17 protein-coding genes are annotated in these 23,349 nt (G+C 30.9%); 3 read left to right on the forward strand and 14 right to left on the reverse strand.

Annotation, left to right across the window (positions count from 1 at the left end):
• Positions 1 to 170: 170 nt before the first annotated feature.
• Both clpX and lon read left to right on the forward strand, forming a co-directional pair.
• On the forward strand, positions 171 to 1,400 hold the full coding sequence (clpX, locus tag HMPREF1552_RS09775) for an ATP-dependent Clp protease ATP-binding subunit ClpX (RefSeq protein ID WP_021745019.1): 1,230 nt from the start codon (positions 171 to 173) through the stop codon (positions 1,398 to 1,400).
• A gap of 130 nt (positions 1,401 to 1,530) precedes the next feature.
• Positions 1,531 to 3,900 (forward strand): endopeptidase La, encoded by a 2,370-nt coding sequence (lon, locus tag HMPREF1552_RS09780; RefSeq protein ID WP_039901589.1) that lies wholly within the window; start codon positions 1,531 to 1,533, stop codon positions 3,898 to 3,900.
• Positions 3,901 to 4,034: 134 nt separating this feature from the next.
• On the opposite strand, the gene HMPREF1552_RS09785 is transcribed toward lon, so the two are convergent.
• The 14 genes from HMPREF1552_RS09785 to HMPREF1552_RS09850 form a co-directional block, all read right to left on the reverse strand.
• Entirely contained in the window at positions 4,035 to 5,447 is a 1,413-nt protein-coding gene (locus tag HMPREF1552_RS09785) for a PTS transporter subunit EIIC (RefSeq protein WP_021745021.1), read from the reverse strand.
• A gap of 82 nt (positions 5,448 to 5,529) precedes the next feature.
• Positions 5,530 to 6,621, reverse strand: a complete 1,092-nt coding sequence (locus HMPREF1552_RS09790) for a DUF871 domain-containing protein (RefSeq protein ID WP_021745022.1) — start codon at positions 6,619 to 6,621, stop codon at positions 5,530 to 5,532.
• Positions 6,622 to 6,651: 30 nt separating this feature from the next.
• Complete coding sequence (locus tag HMPREF1552_RS09795; RefSeq protein WP_081686587.1) at positions 6,652 to 7,995, reverse strand: PTS sugar transporter subunit IIC; 1,344 nt, start codon at positions 7,993 to 7,995, stop codon at positions 6,652 to 6,654.
• Between the two features lie 58 nt (positions 7,996 to 8,053).
• A complete protein-coding gene (locus HMPREF1552_RS09800) occupies positions 8,054 to 8,365 on the reverse strand; it encodes a PTS sugar transporter subunit IIB (RefSeq protein ID WP_021745024.1) in 312 nt (103 codons plus the stop codon).
• A gap of 99 nt (positions 8,366 to 8,464) precedes the next feature.
• Positions 8,465 to 8,794, reverse strand: coding sequence for a PTS lactose/cellobiose transporter subunit IIA (locus HMPREF1552_RS09805; RefSeq protein ID WP_021745025.1), 330 nt, complete (start codon positions 8,792 to 8,794; stop codon positions 8,465 to 8,467).
• A gap of 6 nt (positions 8,795 to 8,800) precedes the next feature.
• On the reverse strand, positions 8,801 to 10,162 hold the full coding sequence (locus tag HMPREF1552_RS09810; protein ID WP_039901594.1) for a 6-phospho-beta-glucosidase: 1,362 nt from the start codon (positions 10,160 to 10,162) through the stop codon (positions 8,801 to 8,803).
• 22 nt (positions 10,163 to 10,184) lie between these two features.
• Positions 10,185 to 11,099 carry an N-acetylmuramic acid 6-phosphate etherase gene (murQ, locus tag HMPREF1552_RS09815; protein ID WP_021745027.1) on the reverse strand — a complete coding sequence of 305 codons (915 nt, stop codon included), beginning with the start codon at positions 11,097 to 11,099 and terminating at the stop codon, positions 10,185 to 10,187.
• A gap of 254 nt (positions 11,100 to 11,353) precedes the next feature.
• Entirely contained in the window at positions 11,354 to 12,379 is a 1,026-nt protein-coding gene (locus tag HMPREF1552_RS09820) for a UbiA family prenyltransferase (RefSeq protein WP_039901590.1), read from the reverse strand.
• 37 nt (positions 12,380 to 12,416) lie between these two features.
• Positions 12,417 to 12,800 carry a hypothetical protein gene (locus HMPREF1552_RS09825; RefSeq protein WP_021745029.1) on the reverse strand — a complete coding sequence of 128 codons (384 nt, stop codon included), beginning with the start codon at positions 12,798 to 12,800 and terminating at the stop codon, positions 12,417 to 12,419.
• Between the two features lie 26 nt (positions 12,801 to 12,826).
• Positions 12,827 to 14,380, reverse strand: coding sequence for an AMP-binding protein (locus HMPREF1552_RS09830; RefSeq protein WP_021745030.1), 1,554 nt, complete (start codon positions 14,378 to 14,380; stop codon positions 12,827 to 12,829).
• A gap of 17 nt (positions 14,381 to 14,397) precedes the next feature.
• The gene (locus tag HMPREF1552_RS09835; RefSeq protein ID WP_021745031.1) at positions 14,398 to 15,426 is read right to left on the reverse strand and encodes a GNAT family N-acetyltransferase; all 1,029 of its coding nucleotides are present in this window, start codon (positions 15,424 to 15,426) and stop codon (positions 14,398 to 14,400) included.
• 476 nt (positions 15,427 to 15,902) lie between these two features.
• Positions 15,903 to 17,234, reverse strand: coding sequence for a diacylglycerol/polyprenol kinase family protein (locus HMPREF1552_RS09840; RefSeq protein WP_021745032.1), 1,332 nt, complete (start codon positions 17,232 to 17,234; stop codon positions 15,903 to 15,905).
• Positions 17,221 to 18,360, reverse strand: coding sequence for a DUF3419 family protein (locus HMPREF1552_RS09845; RefSeq protein ID WP_021745033.1), 1,140 nt, complete (start codon positions 18,358 to 18,360; stop codon positions 17,221 to 17,223). The genes HMPREF1552_RS09840 and HMPREF1552_RS09845 overlap by 14 nt, the downstream gene beginning before the upstream one ends.
• 46 nt (positions 18,361 to 18,406) lie before the next feature.
• A complete protein-coding gene (locus HMPREF1552_RS09850; protein ID WP_021745034.1) occupies positions 18,407 to 21,124 on the reverse strand; it encodes a PEP/pyruvate-binding domain-containing protein in 2,718 nt (905 codons plus the stop codon).
• 387 nt (positions 21,125 to 21,511) lie between these two features.
• Here HMPREF1552_RS09850 and HMPREF1552_RS09855 point away from each other — a divergent pair.
• Positions 21,512 to 23,349, forward strand: a 1,838-nt coding sequence (locus tag HMPREF1552_RS09855; RefSeq protein WP_021745036.1) for a S8 family serine peptidase, incomplete at its 3' end; no start/stop codon positions are given.

Below are 23,349 nucleotides of genomic sequence, written 5' to 3' on the forward strand. Positions count from 1 at the left end.
AGCGAGTTCTATTTTTCTTTTATAAGAAAGTTTTTCGTAAAGCGGGAGTGCAGAGGTATGGCGTTTGATACCTCTGCGTTAAAAAAATAATAAGTAAAATAATAAAATAGAAATTAATAATAAAAATATATAAATAAGAATTATATAAAGAAAAAACGAGGTGAAAAATATTGGCAAATAAGAAAAAAAATTACTGTTCATTCTGTGGCAGGGAAGAGCATGAAGTGGAACGGTTAATACAGAGTCCTGAAGAGGATGATGTGTTTATTTGTAATGAATGTATAGAAGACAGTGCTGAATTACTGGACAGTTTTAGGGAATATGACGAAAATGAACATAACAGGGAAATTACACTGTTAAAGCCTAAAGAAATAAAGGCAAAACTTGATGAATATATTATCGGACAGGAACAGCCTAAAAAGGTGTTATCTGTGGCGGTTTATAATCATTTTAAGAGAATAATGCACAAACAGAAAAATGTAGATAATGACGTGGAGCTTCAAAAATCAAATGTACTGCTAGTAGGACCTACTGGAAGCGGAAAAACCTTGCTTGCACAGACACTAGCGAAAACATTGAATGTGCCTTTGGCGATTGCAGATGCAACAACATTGACGGAAGCTGGATATGTTGGGGATGATGTCGAGAATGTGCTTTTAAAACTGATAAAAGCGGCTGATTATGATATTGAAGCAGCAGAGCATGGAATAATTTATATTGATGAAATTGATAAAATCGCTAGAAAATCGGAAAATATGTCAATTACAAGGGATGTTTCTGGAGAAGGAGTACAGCAGGCGTTACTTAAGATTATTGAAGGGACTGTTGCGAGTGTGCCTCCACAAGGTGGAAGAAAGCATCCAAATCAGGAAATGATTGAAATTAACACAAAGGATATTTTATTTATCGTTGGCGGAGCATTTGAAGGACTGGAAGCGAAAGTTAAGGATAGAGTTAATGAAAAAAGAGTTGGATTTGGGCTTGAAACAAAAAATACAAAACTTGATGATTTGACTTTATTTGAAAATGTATTGCCTGAAGATTTAATAAAATTTGGACTGATTCCTGAATTAATTGGGCGGTTACCAGTAATCACCGCACTTCATGGACTTGATGAAGAGGCTATGATTAAGATACTAACAGAGCCTAAAAATTCGCTTGTTAAGCAATATAAAAAATATTTTGAGATGGAAAATGTCGATTTGGAATTTGATAAGGATGCGATTGTTGAAATTGCACAGCTGGCACTTAAACGAAAAATTGGAGCGAGGGGGCTTCGTTCAATTATTGAAAGTGTTATGACTGATTTGATGTATGAAATTCCATCGAAGGAAAATGTTAAGAAAGTGATAATTACAAAAGAAGCGGTTACAGATAAAGAAAAAGTGGTTATAGAGTAATCGAGATTTAAAATTATTTATAATAAACTTGAAAATTATTAAATAATAATGGAATTTTAGTTCTTAAGTCTGATTTTAAAGCAATTTTATTGTATTAAAGAGCAGATTTTAAAGTATGAAAGGAGAAATTATGCAAAATAAACCATTTATAGCAACAAGAGAATTAGTTGTATTTCCAGGTGTTGTAACTCCGATTTTTATTGGTAGGCAGTCAAGCCTGAAAAGTCTTGAAGAAGCAATAGCAAGATTTGACAGCAAACTAATTCTTTCGGCACAAAAAGATGCAAATGTAGAAGAGCCCAAATTTCCAGAAGATATTTATGAAACAGGAGTTTTAGTTCACGTTATACAGACGGTAAAAATGCCAAATGGAAATGTAAAGGTACTAGTTGAAGCTAAACATAGAGTTTTAATCAACCAATTTCCAAAAGATGATAATGGTGTTGTTTATGCTGAATATGAAGAAATTTTTTCAAAGCCTATCGACGAAAGTAAAGCTGAAGCCTTGAAACGTAGAGTAATTGATGAATTTTCAAATTATGCACAGAAAACTAATAAAGTATTGCCTGACATTATTTATAATATAAAAGAGATTAGCAATATTGACAAGGTATTTGATTTGATTTGTACAAATCTGATGGTAGCAGTTGAAACAAAACAAGAATTATTGGAAATATTGGATGTGGAAGCAAGAGCATATAAAATTTTGAGTATTCTTGAAAGAGAAATTGAGATTTTTATGCTTGAACGTGAGATTGAAAATCGTGTAAAAGAACAAATGGCAGAAGTTCAGAAAAACTATTATTTACGTGAAAAAATTAAGGTAATGCGTGAAGAAATGGGAGAAGGAACTGATTCTGACGAGGAACTGGAGGAACTTGACCAAAGAGTTAGAGATGCAAAAATTCCTCAGGAGCTAAAAGATAAACTGGCAAAAGAGCTTTCAAGAATGAAGAAAATGCCAGATTTTTCTGCTGAGTCTTCAGTAATTAGAACGTATCTTGAAACTGTACTTGAATTACCGTGGGAAGTTTCAACTAATGATGAAATTGATATTGAAAAAGCTGAAAAAATTCTGAATGAAGATCATTATGGATTGGAAGAAGTTAAGGAAAGAATATTAGAATTCTTGGCAATTAAAAAATTGAATAACACATTAAAAGGTTCGATTATCTGTCTTGTAGGACCTCCAGGTGTAGGGAAAACATCGCTTGCACATTCGGTGGCACGTTCGATGAACAGAAAATTCACAAGAATCTCACTTGGTGGAGTAAGAGATGAAGCTGAAATTCGTGGACATAGAAGAACTTATGTGGGAGCAATGCCAGGAAGAATTATAAATTCGTTGAAACAAGTTGGTGTAAATAATCCAGTAATGCTGTTTGATGAAATTGATAAAATGGCTTCTGACTTTAGAGGAGATCCCGCTTCAGCAATGCTGGAAGTTTTAGATCCTGCACAAAACAACTCGTTTGAAGATCATTATATCGATCATACTTTTGACTTGTCAAACGTATTCTTCATTTGTACTGCAAATGATTTGGGAGGAATTCCAGGACCGCTTCGTGACAGAATGGAGATTATCTCAATCGAATCATACACAGAATTTGAAAAATTAAATATTGCAAAAAAATATTTAATACCCCAAACGCAAGAAGAAAACGGATTAAAGGAATTCAAAATTTCATTTTCTGATGAAGCAGTTATGAAAATTATAAATGAATACACAAGAGAAGCTGGAGTAAGAAATTTACGAAGAGAAATTGGTAAATTGTTCAGAAAAATAGCAAAAGAAATACTTGTATCAAAATCTAAGAGTAAAAAGATATCTGTTTCTGAAACAAAAATCAAGAAATATTTAGGAAATGCAAAATTCAGAGCAGATAAAGTCAAGGAAAAAGAAGGTAAAATTGGTGTTGTAAATGGACTTGCATGGACAGCAGTCGGAGGGACAACTTTAGAAGTGCAGGCAGTAAAAATGGAAGGAAAAGGTGTATTGCAGCTTACAGGAAAACTAGGAGATGTAATGCAGGAATCAGCTAGAGTGGCTTATTCTTACGTAAGACATATAAAAAATGAACTTGGTATCAAGGAAAAATTTAACGAAACAACAGATGTTCATTTACATTTTCCAGAAGGAGCTGTACCAAAAGACGGGCCATCAGCAGGTATCACAATTACAACAGCAATTATTTCAGTATTGACGGATAAGGAAGTTAGACAGGATGTTGCAATGACAGGAGAGATTACAATTACTGGAGAGGTTTTAGCAGTTGGTGGAATCAAGGAGAAGGTAATAGGGGCTCATAGAGTTGGAATAAGAGATGTTGTACTTCCTTATGACAATAAAGTTGATACAGAGGAATTGCCAAAGGAAATTGCAGACCAGATGAAATTCTACTTTGCGAAAACTTATGATGATGTGAAAAAGATTGTTTTTGTAGAGAAGAAAGAAGTAAAGAAAAGTAAAGGTGTGAAAAAAACATTTGAGAAAAAATAATAAATTTCAAATTTAAATAATTATGTAATAAAACTATTTATTGAAGAAATTTGGAAATATAAAAAATAAATTGTGTAAATTCAAATATTTAATATGAGTTTACACAATTTTTTATTCATAAATTCTTTTTTATTTTATCCATACATCTCTTCAATCTTTTCATCATCAATTCCGAATAGATAAGTCAGTATAAATCCTCCTGCATATGCTCCAAGCATTGCGATTATAAAGTAAATCCAAGATCCAGGAACAACAATAAGTAGTCCAAATAAACCTGAAACACCTTGAGAAATTGTTCCTAAATGAAATAGAACTGCAAGAACTCCACCAATTCCAGAACCTAAGCAAGCTGTAATAAAAGGTTTTCCTAAAGGTAAAGTTACAGCGTACATTAATGGTTCACCAATTCCAAGAATTCCAACTGGAATAGAATCTCTTACCATATTTTTAAGCCTTTGATTTTTCGTTTTTATATAAATTGCAATTCCTGCTCCAACTTGTCCCCCACCTGCCATCATAAGTATAGGAAGCAAATAATTGATTCCCTTTGTAGGTCCTGTCGGATCATTAAGTAAAGTGTGTATAGGAGTTAAAGCTTGATGTAGTCCAACTGAAACTAAAGGAAGGAATCCAGCTGCCAGTATATATCCTCCCAATATTCCTAATTTCTTATATGAGAAATCAAGAATAGCGAATATAAAGCCCGTTACAACAGTTCCTAAAGGCTGAATTATTATTAGGGCTATAAATACACCTATTATTAAAGTTAAAAGAGGAGTAAAAAATGTATCGAGCATTACAGGAACTATCTTTCTTATATTTTTTTCCAAATATGCAATTATTATACCCATAAATAACGATGCAAGCAGTCCTCCCATTCCTGGTGCAAAAGGTTTACCTGTAAAAGGAAGTATAACTGCACTCTTGTCTTCAACTTTAAGAAGTAAAGGCAAGGCTGGATTTGTGATAAATATTGAACCCATAATTCCACCAAGCACTGCAGTTCCGCCAAATTCTTTTGCTGCGTTCATTCCTACATAAATCGCAAGATATCCAAACATAACAAATCCGATACTTCTTATCGCAGCAAACCACCATACTGTATTATAACCATTTTTTGTTGCAACATTTATAACATTTGTAAGTCCCATTATTAATCCTGATGCGATTATTCCAGGTAATAGAGGTACAAATATATTTGCAATTTTTTGAAGAAATCGTTGGACAGGACCATTATATTTTTGTTTATTTGCTTTCTTATTTTCACTTGCTACATCCTTTACGTTACTATCTGAAAATCCTAGAGCAATACCACTAAGTTTTGAAAATTCATCTCCTACTGCATTTACTTTTCCAGGCCCTAGTATTATCTGTAAAGTTTCAGCATTTACTACGTTCAGTACGCCATCAACTTTTTTTAACTTTTCTAAATCTACTTCATTTTTAACTTTAACTCTAAGTCTTGTCATGCAGACTGCGTTTGAAGTAATGTTTTCCTTGCCTCCTAAAATTTCATAAATTTCCTTTGCTGTTTTTTTTGCATCCATAATGCTCATCTCCTTTGTAAGTTGAAGTTTCAAAATCTTTTAATTAAATAGTGAAAGATAAATCTATTAGATAGAAGCATTTTTATTTTTTTACAAAAGAAAATTTTTGCCAAGGTTTGATGTAATCAATTAAAAATATTTCTTCATCTGCTATTTTTCCAACAACATTTGATTTTCCAGTATTTTTCATTTCTGTTTTTGCAATCAAAAGTTCCCCTGCGTAATGTCCAAATTCGCTACTTTCAATAATTATATCTCCCTTTTTTATTATTTCAGGAGCATTGAAAATTTTAAAATTATGCTCTTTATATTTTACACGGCTATTTGTAGAACGGATTAGATTTTCAGAAATATCACCTCTATTAAAGTGAAACTCATCAAAAATTATTTTTTGTTCTATTTCAGGAACATCTTTTTCAAGTTCAATTGAGAAACTTACCATATCTTTACGTACCTTTTTAAATTCTTTTAATTCTTCATCAGTTGGATAGCAGTTTGAAATAATTATATCGTCAATTGTTTCTAATGCGATAAAATGTTTGAACTGAACTATCAATGGTAAATTACGATGCATTTCCAAGGTTGGTAATCCTTGTGTTACTGGCTTAGGGCCAAAACTGTTTTTAGCTTGTGAAGTTATAAATGCGGCTGTTCGTAATCCATATTTTGTAAAATTTTCTGTACATTTTTTGAAAAATTTCAAGCCTAATCCTGTGTGGATATGAGGATAAAAGTTATGGCATCCTATCAGATTATTTTTATTTGGGCGGTAATCCATAATTGTATCGATATAATGAGTATCGTTGCTCATATTTATTTCAATTTTTAAATTTTCCTTATTAAATGTCATAATGCTTTCCTGCAATCCAGTAAATCCAATATCCAGCCTAATCCCGTCAGCTCCCATTTCCTTAAAAAATGCTAAATTATCATAACTTATTCCTAAGTCATCAAAAACTTTTGGATTCACATCCAGAATAATTTCAAATCCTTTTTCTTTAGCATAATAATTTATTTTTTTAAATTTTTTTAAAATTATTTCTTTATCTTCTGTAGAAGAGAGCAGACAACTGAATATTCGGCTAAAGCCAGCATCAAAAGATTTATCAATATAACTTATCAATTCTTCTTCAGTTGTCTTTCCAGGATAAATAGAAATTCCTAATTTTCTCATTTTGTGTTATTTCCCTTCTTCTATCAATTTTTATTCTTGTGCTTCAGCATGTTCTTCTGCCAATAATTTTTTCTCATAGGCATTAAAGAAAGGATAGTAAATTACAACAGAAATTAAAATAAGAAGTATATTTAAAATAACAGCTCTAAAATCTCCATTTGTTGCTAAAAATGCTCCTATTGGCCCAGGTAGAGTCCAAGGTGGTGTTGAAGTTACACGGTTTACCAGTCCTGCTACCATTGCGAAATAAGTGATAGAAGCATTAACTATTGGAACAATTATAAAAGGCGGTAATAATGTAGGATTTAATACTATTGGAGCTCCAAAAATAATTGGCTCGTTTATGTTGAATATTGAAGGAAGGATTGCTGCTTTTCCTAGTGTCTTACCGTAAGTTGATTTTGATTTTAATAGCAGTAATAATGCAAATCCTATTGTTGTTCCTGAACCGCCAATCCAGATAAACCATTGATATAAAGGTTCTGCCGCGATATGAGGAATATTTTGTCCATTTGCCAAAGCTGTTGCATTTTGTTCAAGAAGCATAAGCCATAACGGACGTACAACAGATCCGACAATTGAATCACCGTGAATTCCAAAGCTCCAGAAGAATGTAATCATAAATACAATAAGGATTACAGAAAACCAAGAGTCACTAAATTTCAAAACAGGTTTTATAATTGAGCCTATTATATCGTGTAAATCAATATTTAGCCAGTAAGTCAAAATTGTCAATGTGAAAATAATTATTGCTGCTGGAGTAAGTGCTTCAAATGAACGTGCAACTGATTCTGGCACAGCTTCAGGCATTTTTATTCTAAATCCAGTTGTTGTAGTCATTCTATATACTTCAACAGCAAATATCGCCGCTATTATTCCTACAAATAAGCCTGCAGATCCTAATCTTGACATTTGCAGTGCATATCCAATATCTTCCTGAATAATCTGAGAGCCTTTTGTTCCTTCCTCAACAATAACCTGCACCGCTTTTCCACCGATAGTTTGATTTATCACTTCAATCGGATTAATCATTTTTGGCATAATTGTAAGCAAAAATGCACAGACTGAGAGGATTGATCCTGTAATCCCGTCCAATTTATATGATTTTGAAAGGCTGTAACCTATTCCCATAACAGCATAAAGACCCATTATGAACATTGTCATACGGTAGGGCAGCAGCATTTGTACTGCATGTTTTTTTGCTAAAACTGAAATTGCCCATTCTTTTGGAAAAGGTGGGAACGCTAAAATTAAAAATATTGACCCGACAATGATTAGTGGCAATGTGGAAACTATACCGTCCCGTATTGCCCTTAAATGTCTTTGTTCTGATATTTTTGCCATTTTTATTGAAAGTTGTTCTAAAACTGCCATAATTCTACTTCCTTTCATGTTGCGATATTGTTTTTGTGAATTGTTAAGATATTAAAATTTATTTATTTTGTATTAATTCTTGAATTTGTTTTAATAGTTTTGGACCTCCGAGTGGGCTATACCCTTGCGGAGTAATCATTGCACACGGTACACCTGCTTCGCTTGCTTGGGCATTTAGTGTATCAAATCTGTGTCTTATTTGAGGAGCAACCATTGCCACGTCATATCCATTTTTTACTTCTTCTTCAAATTGCTGCGTACTCACAGCCTTCACTTCAATTTCTACGCCTTTTGCATTTGCTTCTTTTTCAAGAGCCTTTACTGCCACAGCACTAGACATTCCTAGTGAACATACAAATAATACTTTCATAAAATCCTCCTAAATTTATTTTTATTTTTCAATTTTTATAGTTTTTGTATCAATTCTATTCAAAATAGTGTTAGTTTTCCAATTATCTGTTTTATAAACCTATTGCTTTTCAAGCTTATCAATTCTTTTATACATTTTTATCATACCCTCAATTAACGTTTTTGCCTCAATTGCTGTCATCAAATGATCCTGCGAGTGAACGAATAGGACTGAAGGTGTAATACCTTTGCCATTTACTTCTGCCTGAATTATTTCCGTCTGAACATTGTGAGCGGATAGCAGAGCCTCATCAGCTTCTTTTAATAAATTTTCAGCTTTTTCAAAATTTCCTTTTTCTGCCTCGCTTAATGCTTCGTAAGCCAGTCCCTTTGCGGTTCCAGCACTATTTACAATTTCAAATACAACTAATTCCATTTGTTCCTTATCCATAATTTCTTATTTTCCTCCTTTTTGATATTTTTCTCTATTTTCATAATAATCCTTAAACTGTGGTAAATATTTTTCGTGTGCATCTAGAAGTTCATTCAAAACCTTTCTTCCAATTGTAGTTCCAGGAATTAATGGATTTGTAGTGAAAGCCTGCAATGCGGTGTAATAATTTCCTGTAACAGCTGCTTCCACAGTAAGTTCTTCCATTGCCTTCATTAGCTGAATATATCCTCTCTGCCCAGCATTTGGAAATTTACCAAATGTTATTGGTTTAGGCCCGTTTGCTGTAATGTATGAGGAAATTTCAACTGCCGAATTATACGGTAAATCTGCGATAGCTCCTTTATTTCTAGTATTTACCGCCATTATTATGCCTTTGTCATTGTAGATAGCACTAATCAGTTCACAAGCTGCATCAGAGTAATAAGCACCACCTCTTTGTTCAAGCTGTTTAGGTTTTTCCTTCAAATTTACATCCTTGTAAAGTTCAAAAAGTTCTGCTTCAACTCTTTTAACAATTTCTCCTCTTGTTCCATTCTCCTTATATGATTTCAGCCCCTCAGCCAGCATTTCATCCTGTAAGTAATAATATCTATGATAGTCACAAGGCAGCATTCCCAAATTTTTTATCTGATCATAATCGTAATTTATGTTGACAATATTTTTTACACCAAGATTTTCCTTATCCTGTCTTTTATCCCATAAATCTGCCGTAAGTTCATTTCCTTTCTTATCCCAAACTTTGTACCAGACAAAGTGATTTAGCCCTGCAAATTGGAATTTAAACTCGCTAATATCTTTTTCGTAAAGGCTTGCACAATCCATCTGAGTATGTACTGGGATATTGCAAAGCCCAACAACTTTTTCAAAATTTCCATAATTTAGGACAGCTTCTGTCACAATTCCGGCTGGATTTGTAAAGTTAATAAGCCAAGTATTTGGAGCAAGTTCCTTTATATCCTTCACAATATCAAGTATCACAGGAATTGTACGAAATGCTTTAAACATTCCCCCAGCCCCATTTGTTTCCTGCCCCAGAAGTCCATTTTCAAATGGTATTCTTTCATCTTTAATTCTCGCATCAAGAAGCCCCACACGAAACTGAGTTGTTACAAAGTCTGCATCCTTTATAGCTTCCCTTCTATCTAGCGTCAAATAAACCTTGCAGTCAATACCAGCCTTTTCCACCATTCTTTTAGCCAAATTTCCAACTATTTCTAATTTTTCTTTCCCTTCCTCAATATCAACTAGCCATATTTCCTTAACTGGCAATTCCTTTATCCTTTTAATAAATCCTTCTATCAGTTCAGGAGTATAGCTGGAGCCTCCACCAATCGTTACAATTTTAATTCCGTCTTTTTTTCCCATTTTTTCAATCCTTTCTAAATTACTAAATATTTTTTTCAGAATATTCATGTATCAATTTTGCTACATTATTATCGTATTGTTTTAATTTTTCCGTTGCCATATCTCTATCAATATCCAAAAGTATCATAGCAATAGCTGTTTTTACATCATTTCCAGCTTTTTCCAAAACAGAACTTGCAATTTCATAATCAGTCCCAGTAGTTTTCATTATTATTCTTTTCGCCCGCTCAACCAGTTTCTGATTGGAAGTTTTTACATCCACCATGTAGCCTGAAAATACTTTTCCAAGTTTTATCATAAGTGTAGTAGAAATCATATTAAGTATCATTTTCTGAGCTGTTCCCGCTTTCATTCTGGTAGAGCCAGTAACAATTTCAGCACCAACAGGGACTTCTATTGGATAGTGGCTGACTTTGGATAAATCAGAATTTTTGGAACAAGTTATACTACCAGTAACTGCACCAATGCTATTTGCATATTCTATTGCTCCTAAAACATAGGGAGTTCTGCCAGAAGCGGCAAGTCCAATAACTACATCATTTTCTGTAAGATTAATATTTATCAAATCCTGTTTTCCCAGTTCTAGATTATCTTCAGCATTTTCCTTAGCCTTGAATATCGCTTCATTTCCACCAGCAATTATTCCTTGAACTTTTTCAAAGGAAACTCCGTAAGTAGGAGGACATTCTGACGCATCAAGAATTCCAAGTCTTCCCGATGTTCCTGCACCAATATATATAATTCTTGTTTCTTTTTTATATTTTGACAATATGGCGTCTATCAGCCGTGAAATGCTATCTAATTCTTTTTCTACGCAAAATGCCACTTTTTTATCTTCCTCATTTATTCTTTTCACAACTTCAAGGCTATCCTGTAATTCGATATCCTTGCTATTAGGATTATTTTCTTCAGTAGACAATTTTTCAAGTTCAACCATTATTTATCACACCCTTTAAGTTAAGTCTAAAATTAGTTCTTTACACCATAATTATATCTCGATTTTTCTTAAATGGAAGTCTATTTTTAAATTTATCTGAAAAATTTGTTTAAAAGAGAAGAAAAGCACTGATAAACTTAAACTCTATTAAAAAAAACAAGAGCATAATTATTTTTTACAAGATGGTTAAAGTTATTGTTTATTAAATTCATTTGTTAAAAACCATAGATATGACCGATATAAAATTTATATTTTTATTTTATTAAACTAAATATAAAATATTGAAGAAGTCCCAAGCTCATACTTGAAAAAATAATCCATAATCCCGACATAGTTTCTACAATCTTTCCTGACAAATCCTTTTTCAAAAATTTTACCATAAAATATATTGAAACTACTAATATTACAAGCAATGTCAATCCACCAAAGAAAAAATATTTTTCATAAGTATGAGCAAGCCCAAGAATGACAAGAAAATATTCAATAATAAAAAGTAGACTCAAAATAACCACAGCCTTTTTTCTCCCCCAAAGTTTACTATATGTTTGCACTCCATGTTCCTCTTCATCAGCTCTTCTCGTTTTTCTTCCTATTTCCAGTACGATTCCATTTAAATAATTTAATGCGAAAAGAGGAATTAATGCAAAATCAATATTATGTTTATACCATTGTAATATAAAAACGTCAAAAATATTTTTTGGTACAATGTATTGTGTAGCTTCTACAATAACAAGAGTAATGAATACCATTATTACAACGTGGGAGAGAGCATAAATCAAAATTCTTTTTGTAAGCCATTTTTTTATAAAAAATTCCTTTGCCATTAAGAACATATAAATCCATACAAATATCATAAAATAGATAATTTCAGGATCTATAACGTGTGCAAGCATTATTTGTATTATAACAGTTGCAATTCCTATTTTTCTCAATGTTTTTAACGAAATTACACCTCTTTGAACAGGACGGTAAGCCCTATATTTTAAGTCTTCTTCATAATCCTTAAATTCATCTGTAATTCTTAATTGAAAGAAAAACATAAAAATTATGATAAATAGAGCGATTATTTTATATTGAAATATCCCTATTTTAACTCCGTTTGTAAAAAGATACATAATTTTTGAATTGTATAACAAACTTGTATAAATGTATCCTGACAAAGTAAAAATCAACACAAAAAATGAATTTTTTCCTAATGGGAATCGCTCATTCAAATATATTTTGAAATTTTTTATGTTTTGAATTATAGATTTTTTTGAATTTATATTACTTTGACTCATTTATTTCTCCTCTTACAATATTATATATAAATAGATTTTACTGACAATAGAAATCAATCATGGAAAGTAAATATCCTGTATTGTTGTCTACTGGTGTACTTTCAATAAAATCTTTAATTTTGTATCTTAATATTAATTTTTTTTCATTATACTGTTCTCGCTTTTCAATAGCCATCGCTCTATCCAGAGAATGACTAAACGGACTTCCTGAGCTTGCAATGCCTTCTATAATTCCTCCTAAAAAATCAAAAAACAGTCCTCTTGCTTTAGAACGCATATGAGTCTGATATTTTTCATCAAGATATGACAAGTCTGCCTCATTCTTTTCTGCTGAAAGATAGAATCTTTTTAAAGCTCTTCTGTCATATAATGAAAATAACTTTAATCCTTCCTGAATTAATTCTTTTGCTTCTGTTTTCATAAAATTTCCTTTCTGAATTTAAATTTTTAAATTTTTTCAACTATTTCTTCCAGCCTTTTATAATCCGTCTTGCTGTTATGCCTTTTATCCATTGGAATATGAGTTTCGATTATTTTAAATATTCCAAATTTTTCTTTTAGTTTGTTAATTTCACTATCCTCAGATAAATTTCCTTTAAATTCAGGGTTTCTTTCGGCAAAGAGATATAATTTATTATTTTTGGAAGTAAGGACTGATTTTTTTAAGTTTTTGCAAAATGAAAAAGCGGTTTCTACAGTAAAAGGATAATAAATGTTTTCTTCAATCTGTATTCGCCCTTTAACTCTTCCTAGCAGTATAAGTTGACCTTTTTTGTTAATATATCCCATATCTCCTGTTCTATGCCATTTTTCATTTTGTTTTTTCTCAACATTTAAATATACGTTTACTACATTTTCACCTTTTACAAGTATTTCACCTTTTAATGCTGAAAAATCTTCAATGTTGTTATCTTTTAAGATTTTATTTTTTTCAGGCGTTTTTTCTAATTCTTCTATTTTAAGTTTTATTTCATTAACAATTTTTCCAGCGAGAAGTCCATCACCATTTTTCATATTTTCAATATCTTCTTCTGTTATGTCTTCAAAATTTAATACTGATATGGGTTCAGCCTCTGACGCTCCATACAAGGCTATAATTTTAGCATTTGTAAAAACATCTTTAATCTTTTTCATAAGGCTGTAAAAGACAGGAGCTCCACCTGTGTATACCTTTTGAACATTTTCGAGCATTATTTTTTCATCTTTGCAAAATTTCACGATGTTTTCAAATATTGCAGGAGGCAAGATAATGTTTTGTATATTATTTTCTGTTATTTGCTTAACAATATTTCCAAAATCTGACTCGACAGGTTTTCGCCAGTTCAAATCAGGAATAAAGGTAGTTGTTCCTGTTGCCATATGTGAAAGAAGAAATATCGGGAATGAAGAATAAACAGCTGTTTCTTTTTCAAATTTTAGATTTTTTTCAAGTACATTGTGCTGTCCAAGTAAAAATTCATGAGTTCTCATAATAATTTTTGGAAAGCCTGTACTCCCGCTTGTAAAACTGATAAGAGCAGGTGTATTTCCGTCAATTTTTTCGTTTTGAATTTTTTTCTGATTTTTATTTTTTTCATATATCGAAAGTTTTTCAGAATGTTCCATCATTTTAATATAATTAATTTTTTTGCCAATTTTTCTGATTTCCTTCAAAAAGAATCCTTTTAAAAGTGTCTTTCTGCTTCCAATTATTCCGTCAGGAGAAATCATTTCACAGCATTTATTTATATGCTCAATTCCAGCATAAGGATCAATAAATACAGCTTGCAGTCCCATTTTAAATATTGCAGTCAGAATAAGATAAAATTCTATGCCAATGGGGACAAAAACAACGATTTTATTTCCTTTTTGAAATCCTTTTTGTATCAAATATCTACAAATTTCATCTGATTTTGTATCAATTTGGGTAAAAGTAATCTTATTTCCTGTCTTTAAATCAAATAATGCTGTATTGTATGGATATTGTTTTCTCAAATCTTTAATTTTGTCAATTATTGTCATTCTACACCGCCTTTTATTTAAAGTTCCTTTATAAACAGGGAATATCTTCTTAGCTCATCTCCTAAAAGTGAGCCGATATTTTTTGATATATTTTTTTCGTGCATCAAGGCATAAATCACATTTTTATAGCCTGAATGTTCCGCTTCCTTCACAAGTTCATCTATCAGAATATACCCCATACCTTTTCCATTGTATCTAGGAGAAATTGCAATCGTTTTAAGAATCATAGTTTCTATTTTCTCCTTGTATTGAAGTTCGGCATAATCAGGTATTCCAAATACGTAGCCGATTAATTCGTCTTTTAAATAAAGCATTTTAAAGAATTTTTTTACAATTTTATCTTCATAGCTCATATACATTTTCAAAAATATTTCTCTATCCAATTCAGAATACAGAAAATTATTTTTAAATGCCTCAATTGTTAAGTCATAAACTTTATTCAGCACAGCCATTAAATCTTCATTTTCCGCAGATTTTACTGTTATATCTTTATAGTAGTCAAATTTTTTCAACTTTTCAATTTTTTTAGATAAATGCCCCCTTTGAACAGGATTCATATTTTCCATTATTGTTGAAATATAATAGGCAAGAGGCTTAAAGCCAAGTTTTTCAAAGAGTTCTACATAGTAGTCTTCATTCCAAGGTTCCATAAGAAATGGCGAATGATGTCCTTTGTCAGTAACATAACGATATGTATTCCAAGTAGTTCCATTTAAAGGGCCTATTATTGTTTCTATACCCTCTTTTTTAAGATTTTCAAAAATTTGATTAAATATTTCTGTTTCATTTTTTCGATATTTTTTCAAAATATTTACATTGCCAATATACGATGTTGTCTTTCCATTGTAATTAGGGCGATTGTGCCATAAATTAAGACTTCCAGCTGTTTCTTCATTCTCATTATAAAAAACAATAATTTCAGGTGGACGTTCTATTTGTATTTTTGGAATTTCATTTTGTGAAATGTTATTTTCCGTAATATATTTTTCTAAATAGTTTTTATTTATTTGGTTATTTTCTGTTATTATGTATCGTTTGATTTTCATTTTTAAATTTTCTCCTTTTTGATAATTTATCGTATTTATATTAAACTCTGTTTAAGTGATAAATTTGTTGTATTTTATTATACAATCTATTGTAAGGAATTAAAATCTAGTATTTTTGAAAAGGAATTGATTTATAAAAACATTCTAAAAACTTGCTTTTATAATAAACAATTAAAATAACTATTATTTTCTGACGGAGCTTTTATTTGTTCAACTACGACTGTTTGACGACTGAAAAGGAGGAGTTTCGAAGTTGGGTAAATAAAAGTCGTAGTCTAGCCATAGGTGTTGCATAGCAATCTTGCCATACATTTTGATTCTCAGGATAAATCTTTATTGCAAGATAAGGATTTGCGGCAATGAGCAATCCTGCGAAAATATAAAGAGAAAAAAGTTGAATGATTATGAATTATTAACCCTAAATATGTCTAAAAATAAATTGATTTATTAAATAATCGCTTTTAAATAGGAAATTTTTATAACATTCCTAATCCTAGTAATAATATAGAACAGGCAAAAACGATTCCAGAAGTTATAAATACTTTTGTTTCTCCACTAAGTTCCTTTTCCTTTTCAATAATATAAAAAATCTTCATACTTGTTTCGTAAATAAATATTCCGCCAAATATAAAAATTACTATTCCAATTAGCATTTTAAAATCCCAAATTCTTGACAAGGCAAGATAATTTATTATAAAGAAAGCAAATGCCTTTCCAATGCTTCCCATCAGAAAATTCATTCTAAATGTTTCTCGTTTTACATTTCCAGCGTTATCTCTTATTAAATTTATAATTCCAAAATGCAGCGAAAAGGTAAATATATAAATAAGATACATTTTATTTTTATCAAGTATGATGCTCATAGCAAGCCAGATTGCTGTTGAAAATGCTATTGTCAGAAGTCCTCTGAGAGAATCTTTTACTTGACCTCTTACCTTGGGCGTGAAATGATAATAGCCAAGATACATTATTAGTGGCGGAATAAGCCATTTTATTCCTCCAATTATCATAACGATGTAAAGAAAAAATAAACTTGCAGTTTGTGCGACTCTTGTAAGCGTAGTCTTTTTTCTATTCAATATTATAATTATAAAAAGTATCATTATTACCCAAAATTTATACATCAGCTCCTGTGCTGTCAAATATAAATTTAATCTTAGAAATAGATACACAAAAAGCGGCACAAAAAGATTATCCAGTCCGTTCCATGAAATGACTTCAAGAATCATTGTAAGGATACTTAATAGAAGAGAAACAAGCACAATGTTTATACTCCTGATATCACTGAAAAACAGAAAGAAGTTTATACATATGAAGTATGTTGTCAGAAAGAATGTTACCGAGCCTTCTATCGACTTTGTTCCAAATCCTGTATTAAATTTATACTTGCTGTAAAATTCCCCTATGAGAGCCGCAAAGGCATCGGAAAACATAAGAATTATAAGCGGAAGAGCGTACATTACCTTATCTTCATTTGATACAATCCACAATCCAAGAATACTTATAATAAAGTATATATCTCCGAAAGTTTTCCTGTTTTTTGTTTCCAGCACTTTTTTAAATCCTGTTATTTTGTGTTTTACTATCCTAATGGAAATAAGTAACATAAGAAAAACTGCTCCAAGCATTATAACTGAACTTTTTTTCTCAAATATAAAAGGAAGTGCCAGTCCTCCGATTCCTGAACCTATATGTAGAATTTTCCGTATAAATTCTGGATTTAACTTTTCACTTTTCTCAAGTTGATTCAATAAAAGAAAAAACAGGATAAAAGCTGCTAGAACAACTATCATTTTAACTATTTCCATATTTTATCACCTTTTCAACTACAAAATCAGTATAAAAAAATGTCTTGTCCTTTTCATGAAGGCTTTTATCAAATTCTTTCAACCTATGAAATTTGTTTTTTATATCTTCTTCTCCTTCTACAGATTCTAATTTTGATGAATTTCTCTCCACAATTAAGTTCCAGTATGCCAAGATTGCATTATTATCAGCATTATCATAAATTTTTTTCATTAATTTTCTATAATTTTCTAAAGACATATACTCAAATATATCACTTAAATTAAATTTGTTTATTTTAAAATCTATTCCATCAAGATATTCCTCAACAGAATTCTGGACAATTTCCAATTTATGAAGATTTTTCTTGATATTTTCAAAATTTTCTTCTCGCAAAAAGTAAGGCAGGCAGTCCAAACGGTAGTTTCCTGTCATAATATAGTAAATATAAGGATTTTCATAACTATCCAATTCACAAAGGGCGTATCTGCTTCTTTCCTTCATTTCTTCAGAAATATTTTTTTCCGCATATCTAAAAAATTCCTTATCTCTTCCCAACTTTCCAACCACATATCTGGAAAAAAACAGCTTAAACATCAGTTTCCATCTAAAATTATTCCAATGTCTGTCATAATAATCAATTCTTTCCTGTCTTGTTTTTTTTTCAAGCAGTTTTCCAATTCTTTTTTTATTATGCACAAAAGGAAGTATCCTTTTCCTGAAAATCTTAAAAAATTTTTCAAATTTTCCAATATGAATTATACCATTTTCAATCGCTTCCTTATTAAAATCCCAGTAATTTTTCACATCTTTCTCAAGATTTCCCCTTATCTTTTCATACATTCTAATTCTTTTAGATGAAATTTTTACCCCTATAAATTCCAGCATTTCCTCATACGAGAAACTTTTAAATATTTCTCTTTTAAGTTTGGCAAGAGCTATCTGGGGAAAACTTATATCAAGAGCCACTACTTTTTCAGGATTTTCAACAAGCATCGAAAATACATTGTCCCCTGCTGACAAAATTCCAAAGCACACATCTTTTTCATTTATATCAAGGCTTTCAAGTAATATTTCTGTATCTTCCCAGCATTGGGAGTACCTTATCAAAGAAAAATCAACTTTATTTTCTTTTACTTCGCTTTTCAATTATGTTCCTCCTAATTTGTTTGTAATTTTAAATTTTTAATAAAAATCAGTCGTCTAATTTTTTTATAATTCCCGTACTTCCGTCAAATTGAACTATATCTCCTGTTTTTAAAGCTGTTGTCGCTCCCTGCACTCCAACTATGGCAGGTATATTCATTTCACGTGAAATAATTGCACTATGAGACAAGAGACTCCCCTTTTCCACTATAAGACCTTTTAATAAAGGAAAAACCATAACCCAGCTTGGATCTGTGGATTTTGTTACAACTATATCTCCATCTTCAACCTGGGTATTCATGGGATTTAGGACAATTTTTACTTTTCCTTTTACAATTCCTTTGCTACATCCAGTTCCCTTTAAAGTATTTTTGTCCAGTTGTGAATTTCTTGTCAGATCTTCATAATAAAAGTTTTCTCCTAGGAATCCTCTTGTTAAAAATCTGTCAGGGAGAATTGCCTCTGCTTCGTATTTTTTATATTCCTTTTTTCGTAGTTCTATAAGTTTTTTTAAATCAACATCAATTATTGAGCCGTCAACAAGTCCCAAAATTTCATCAACAGTAAGGTAGAATACATCTTTTTCATTATTTATAAGGTTATCGTTTTTCAGATGAGTTCCTATTTTTTTCATAATTTTTCTTACTGTTCCAAAAACTTTTGTCCGTTCATATCTTAGATTTTCTCTCAATTTTATAAATTTTTTTGCATAAAATACAGTTTTTTTCAATAAATATTTCTTTACAGGACTTATTTTTAGATTGTCATATATTTTTTTCTGTTCTTCTGATATGTTTCTTTTAGTGTGTTCCTGAATATTTTCTGTCATTGAAAGAGAATGTATCATTTTTATCAGAAATATTGGTTCTTCCTTTAATGTAGGTGCTTCCAGTTTCAGTTCGTGGACGGTTCTGTCACCAAACTTTTCCATATATTCATTAAAAAGAAAATTAAACTTTGTATTTTCAGTTAATTTTAGCACATTAATCCTTGATTCGTCATTATTTTTTATCGTAGTTTTTATTTCATTCTGTAAAGAGTTATCCTGCCTTAGCATATTGCTCATTTTTTTTATATATCTTGAAGGTTCAACGCTTATCATATCATTTCCTTCCTGAGCGATAAGAATATTATGTTTTTCTTCAAAATTTTCTTTTATATATTTTTCTGCCATTTTTTTTGAAAGCCCAAACCATATCATCACAAGAAAGTCATTTATAATAGGGATTTCCCAATTTTTTAGAAATTTATTTTCAAGAAACTTGTAGTATTTTTTCAGTTCTTTTATATTTTTATTATCAAGATTATTGTTTTTTCCATTGAGATTTTCATCAATAATTTTATAAAATTTTTCTGCTTTTTTTTCTATGAGAAACATATTTATAAATAATGTAAATCCTGCCTTATATTTTTCCAGCCTATTCCTAAATTTTTCCCAGCCTGTCATTTTCTCTTCTGCTTCTAGAAGGTTTTCGTTAAGATTTTCCTCTGACAGCTCTTTTTTTACTCCCATCATTTGTTCCATAAACTTGCTGTTGCCTTTGGAATTTGGAAACAGCATTAGAAGTTTGTACCAGTTTATGAGGTTATAGTAAACTCTTCCCTTTAGAAGCCCCAGCATATTGTCATACACAACTTGATAGCTTTCAACAACCTTCGGAGGCACTCCTGTAATTTCTGAGAATCTTTTATATACATCAGAATATGCCTTTCTTATAAAGCTGAATGTGAGTGGCAATGTAATTTCAGGATAACTTTCTACGATGTTGCTGTTATCCCATATTATTGTGTTTATTGTTTTTTCGTTTGTCTTTTCCAATGTAGTTATGGGTCTTGCCTGCAGTATATACAGTTTTCCTTTTTCAAATGCCCATTCCATATCCTGAGGCTTTCCATAATATTTTTCAATATTTATGATGTTTTCACCAAGTTCATGTATTTCATCGTTAGTCAAAACTTCCTCTTCAATATTTATTTCTTCTGTTTTTATTTTCTGATTTTCAAAATCTAAAACTTGTCTTACTTTCTTTGTTCTTATTTCCTTTTTAATTTTTTTCGTTTTTTTGTCATAAATAAACAAGTCCCCATTTTCGTCTCCGTCAACAATGCTTGTTCCTAGTCCATAAGTTCCAGAAATAACAGCTTCATCATAATTTCCATTTACGGGATTTACGCTGAATCCAACTCCAGCCTTGTCAGAATTTATCATTTCCTGAATTATTACAGCAGGAACATTTATTTCATTATTTATTTTTCCTTCTTTTCTATATTTCATGACATGTGAGGAAAAGGAAGAAATCCATACTTCCTTCACTTTTTCTATTATATTTTTCTTTTTTACATATAGATATGTTTCAAACTGACCTGCAAATGAAAAATTGCTACTGTCTTCCTCTACTGAAGATGATCTCACCGCATAATAGCTTTTTTCATTTAGTGAATTTTCTATTTCCTCTGTAAATTCTTTTCTAATTTTATGCTCTTTTATAATTTTAATTATATTTCCAATTTTTCTTTCCGTATTTATGCTAAATATAGCATTCCAATCCTTAATTTCATCATTATTTCCTGCTTCCTGATTATACATTTCAATTTCTTTTAGTATAACTTCCTTAAAATATCTATTAGTAATAACTGAAAAATGTGGGATATTAAATCCATTGGCAGCAAGTTCAAGCAAATTTTGAGCTTTTTTACCAATTTTTTCCTCAAATACGGTATTTTCATTATGATTTTTTAGGTTATCAATATTATAAATATATTTCATAGTTTATTTTCCTTTTCTAAAAAATTCTATTTTTCATTATATTATACCTCATTAAACTTATTTTTTAAAATTTTGTTTTATAAATTATTAATAAATATTTTTTATAGTAGTTTTTATAGTTAGTAATATTTTTGAAAAAAAAGTAGAAAAAAGAGAAATAATGTGATATTTGCTCTTGGAATGTTTTTTTTTGTGATAGTTTCAGGAATACTAGTTATTTTGATTTTGAAGTATTTTTATTATAAAATTATTTTGAGAATTTTTACTGATATGAAAAAATTGATATAAAAAAGACTTATATTAAAAATTTTTTTATCATTTTATATGGTATAATTATAATGAATTAAAAATTAATTTTAAACAAATGAAATACAAAGGAGAAAGAACATGAAAAAGGTTTTATTATTAATTAGTCTTATTACGGTTGTATCAAGCTGTGGCGGAGGTGGAGGTGGTGGAAGTAGTTCTACCTCACAAACAGATTCAGTTACCCCTATTCCAACTCCAAATCATACTAGCGGTAACAATCAGACACAAGATAATCCCTCACAATCAGGAACTAACAATAATAATTTTTCTCCAAGCCAAGTTCCAGAAAATAAAACTTTTACAGGAAGAGGAGTTGGTGTTGCTGTATTAGATAGTGATTTTTTATCATCTGATTTGACAACTAATCAATTGTATTATAAGACAAGCGAACTTAATGAAGTTATTAGTAAAGAATTTGGAGATAGATTTGTTCAGGAGTCAAGAGCTGACAGAACATATTTATCAAAAGATGAACATGGTATTCTCGTTGCTTCCATCTTAGGAGGAAAGAGTGGAAAAGGAGCAACAGGAGCAAAAATTCATGGAGTGACTATTGGAGAAGGAAGTGGATTTTATATTGATGTTGAGAAATATAAAGAATTACAACGAAATGGCGTTAGAATTTATAGCCATTCTTTTGGAACAAAAAAAGGATTTAAAGAAAACAGTAATTATATACAAGAAATGCGTATATATCTAAGAAAACTTAGTGAAGGATATATTCTTGAAACTGAAAATGACAGAAGAGTCAACGAATTGATAAATTTTTATAAAAATGCTGTGAATGAAGGCTCTTTATTTATCTGGGCTGCAGGTAATAGAGGAGCTGGAGGACAAACTATGAATGAAGTTAGTGTTCAAGCTGGATTACCTTTCTATGTAAATGACTTATACAAAGGATGGATTGCTGTAATGGGAGTTCAACCTGATGGTAGCGAGTATAGTCCTCACTTAGCAAGAGCAGGTTCAGGAAGCGGACAAAAACCTGGAGGAGCCAAATGGTGGACTGTTGCAGCGAACGGAAATTGTGAACTTGTAGGTTGTACACAATTTGGATCATCCTTTGCTACTCCAAAAGTATCTGCCGTTGCTGCTAAATTAAAAGAAAAATTTCCATGGATGACAGGACATGAAATACAGCAGACAATACTAACAACTGCAACAGATTTAGGAGATCCAGGAGTAGACAGTACTTTTGGATGGGGATTTCTAAACGAGAAAAAAGCATTAAAAGGTCCTTCCCAATTCAGTAACGAACTTCTTGTTGGGGAACGTGCTTCAAATGCAGGAGCAAAAGGTCAATTTAATGCAAATATTGGAGATAATATAACTTCAAAATTTGAAAATGACATTACAGGTTTAGGTGGTTTAAAAAAATCTGGTAATGGGACATTAATATTATCTGGAAATAACGACTATCAAGGAGCTACTACCATAGAAGGCGGAATTTTAGAAATACAGAAAGAAAATGGATCGCCAATAACTATAAAATCAGGTGGAACTTTAGTAACTACTCCTACAACTGTTATAGGATTGAGAAATTACAGCGGAAACCTATCGCCAGTAAATGTTAAAAATGAAGGTGGAACTTTGGAAAATAGAGGCTCTGGAGCAGTTATAACTGGAAACTATGATGCAACCGCAGGTTCTGTAACAAAAGCTCAAATAGGAACAAAACTTACAGTAAAAGGAACTGTAAACTTAAATGGAGGAAATACAACTTTACAAACATTAAGTAATGGAAGATATATTACTGCAAAACCTCTTTCCTCGACTGTGATTGAAGCTGAAAAAGGGATTAATGGAAACTTTGACAAAGTAGAAACATCTGAATTGATAAATGGAAGTGTAGAAACAACTGATAACAAGATAAATATAAAATTAAGCAGAAAAAATGTACTAGACTATGTAGAAAA

The organism is Leptotrichia sp. oral taxon 879 str. F0557 (genome assembly GCF_000469385.1).
In the GTDB taxonomy this organism is placed as follows: Bacteria; Fusobacteriota; Fusobacteriia; order Fusobacteriales; family Leptotrichiaceae; genus Leptotrichia; species Leptotrichia mesophila.

Excerpts from the sequence above, each read along its gene's own strand:
- HMPREF1552_RS09810 (WP_039901594.1), bottom strand. The coding sequence starts at position 10,162 with ATGGGAAAAAAAGACGGAATTAAAATTGTAACGATTGGTGGAGGCTCC.
- HMPREF1552_RS09790 (WP_021745022.1), bottom strand. The coding sequence starts at position 6,621 with ATGAGAAAATTAGGAATTTCTATTTATCCTGGAAAGACAACTGAAGAA.
- lon (WP_039901589.1), top strand. The coding sequence starts at position 1,531 with ATGCAAAATAAACCATTTATAGCAACAAGAGAATTAGTTGTATTTCCA.
- HMPREF1552_RS09850 (WP_021745034.1), bottom strand. The coding sequence starts at position 21,124 with ATGAAATATATTTATAATATTGATAACCTAAAAAATCATAATGAAAAT.
- HMPREF1552_RS09785 (WP_021745021.1), bottom strand. The coding sequence starts at position 5,447 with ATGGATGCAAAAAAAACAGCAAAGGAAATTTATGAAATTTTAGGAGGC.
- HMPREF1552_RS09820 (WP_039901590.1), bottom strand. The coding sequence starts at position 12,379 with ATGAGTCAAAGTAATATAAATTCAAAAAAATCTATAATTCAAAACATA.
- HMPREF1552_RS09795 (WP_081686587.1), bottom strand. The coding sequence starts at position 7,995 with ATGGCAGTTTTAGAACAACTTTCAATAAAAATGGCAAAAATATCAGAA.
- HMPREF1552_RS09830 (WP_021745030.1), bottom strand. The coding sequence starts at position 14,380 with ATGACAATAATTGACAAAATTAAAGATTTGAGAAAACAATATCCATAC.
- HMPREF1552_RS09840 (WP_021745032.1), bottom strand. The coding sequence starts at position 17,234 with ATGGAAATAGTTAAAATGATAGTTGTTCTAGCAGCTTTTATCCTGTTT.
- murQ (WP_021745027.1), bottom strand. The coding sequence starts at position 11,099 with ATGGTTGAACTTGAAAAATTGTCTACTGAAGAAAATAATCCTAATAGC.
- HMPREF1552_RS09805 (WP_021745025.1), bottom strand. The coding sequence starts at position 8,794 with ATGGATAAGGAACAAATGGAATTAGTTGTATTTGAAATTGTAAATAGT.
- HMPREF1552_RS09800 (WP_021745024.1), bottom strand. The coding sequence starts at position 8,365 with ATGAAAGTATTATTTGTATGTTCACTAGGAATGTCTAGTGCTGTGGCA.
- HMPREF1552_RS09825 (WP_021745029.1), bottom strand. The coding sequence starts at position 12,800 with ATGAAAACAGAAGCAAAAGAATTAATTCAGGAAGGATTAAAGTTATTT.
- HMPREF1552_RS09835 (WP_021745031.1), bottom strand. The coding sequence starts at position 15,426 with ATGAAAATCAAACGATACATAATAACAGAAAATAACCAAATAAATAAA.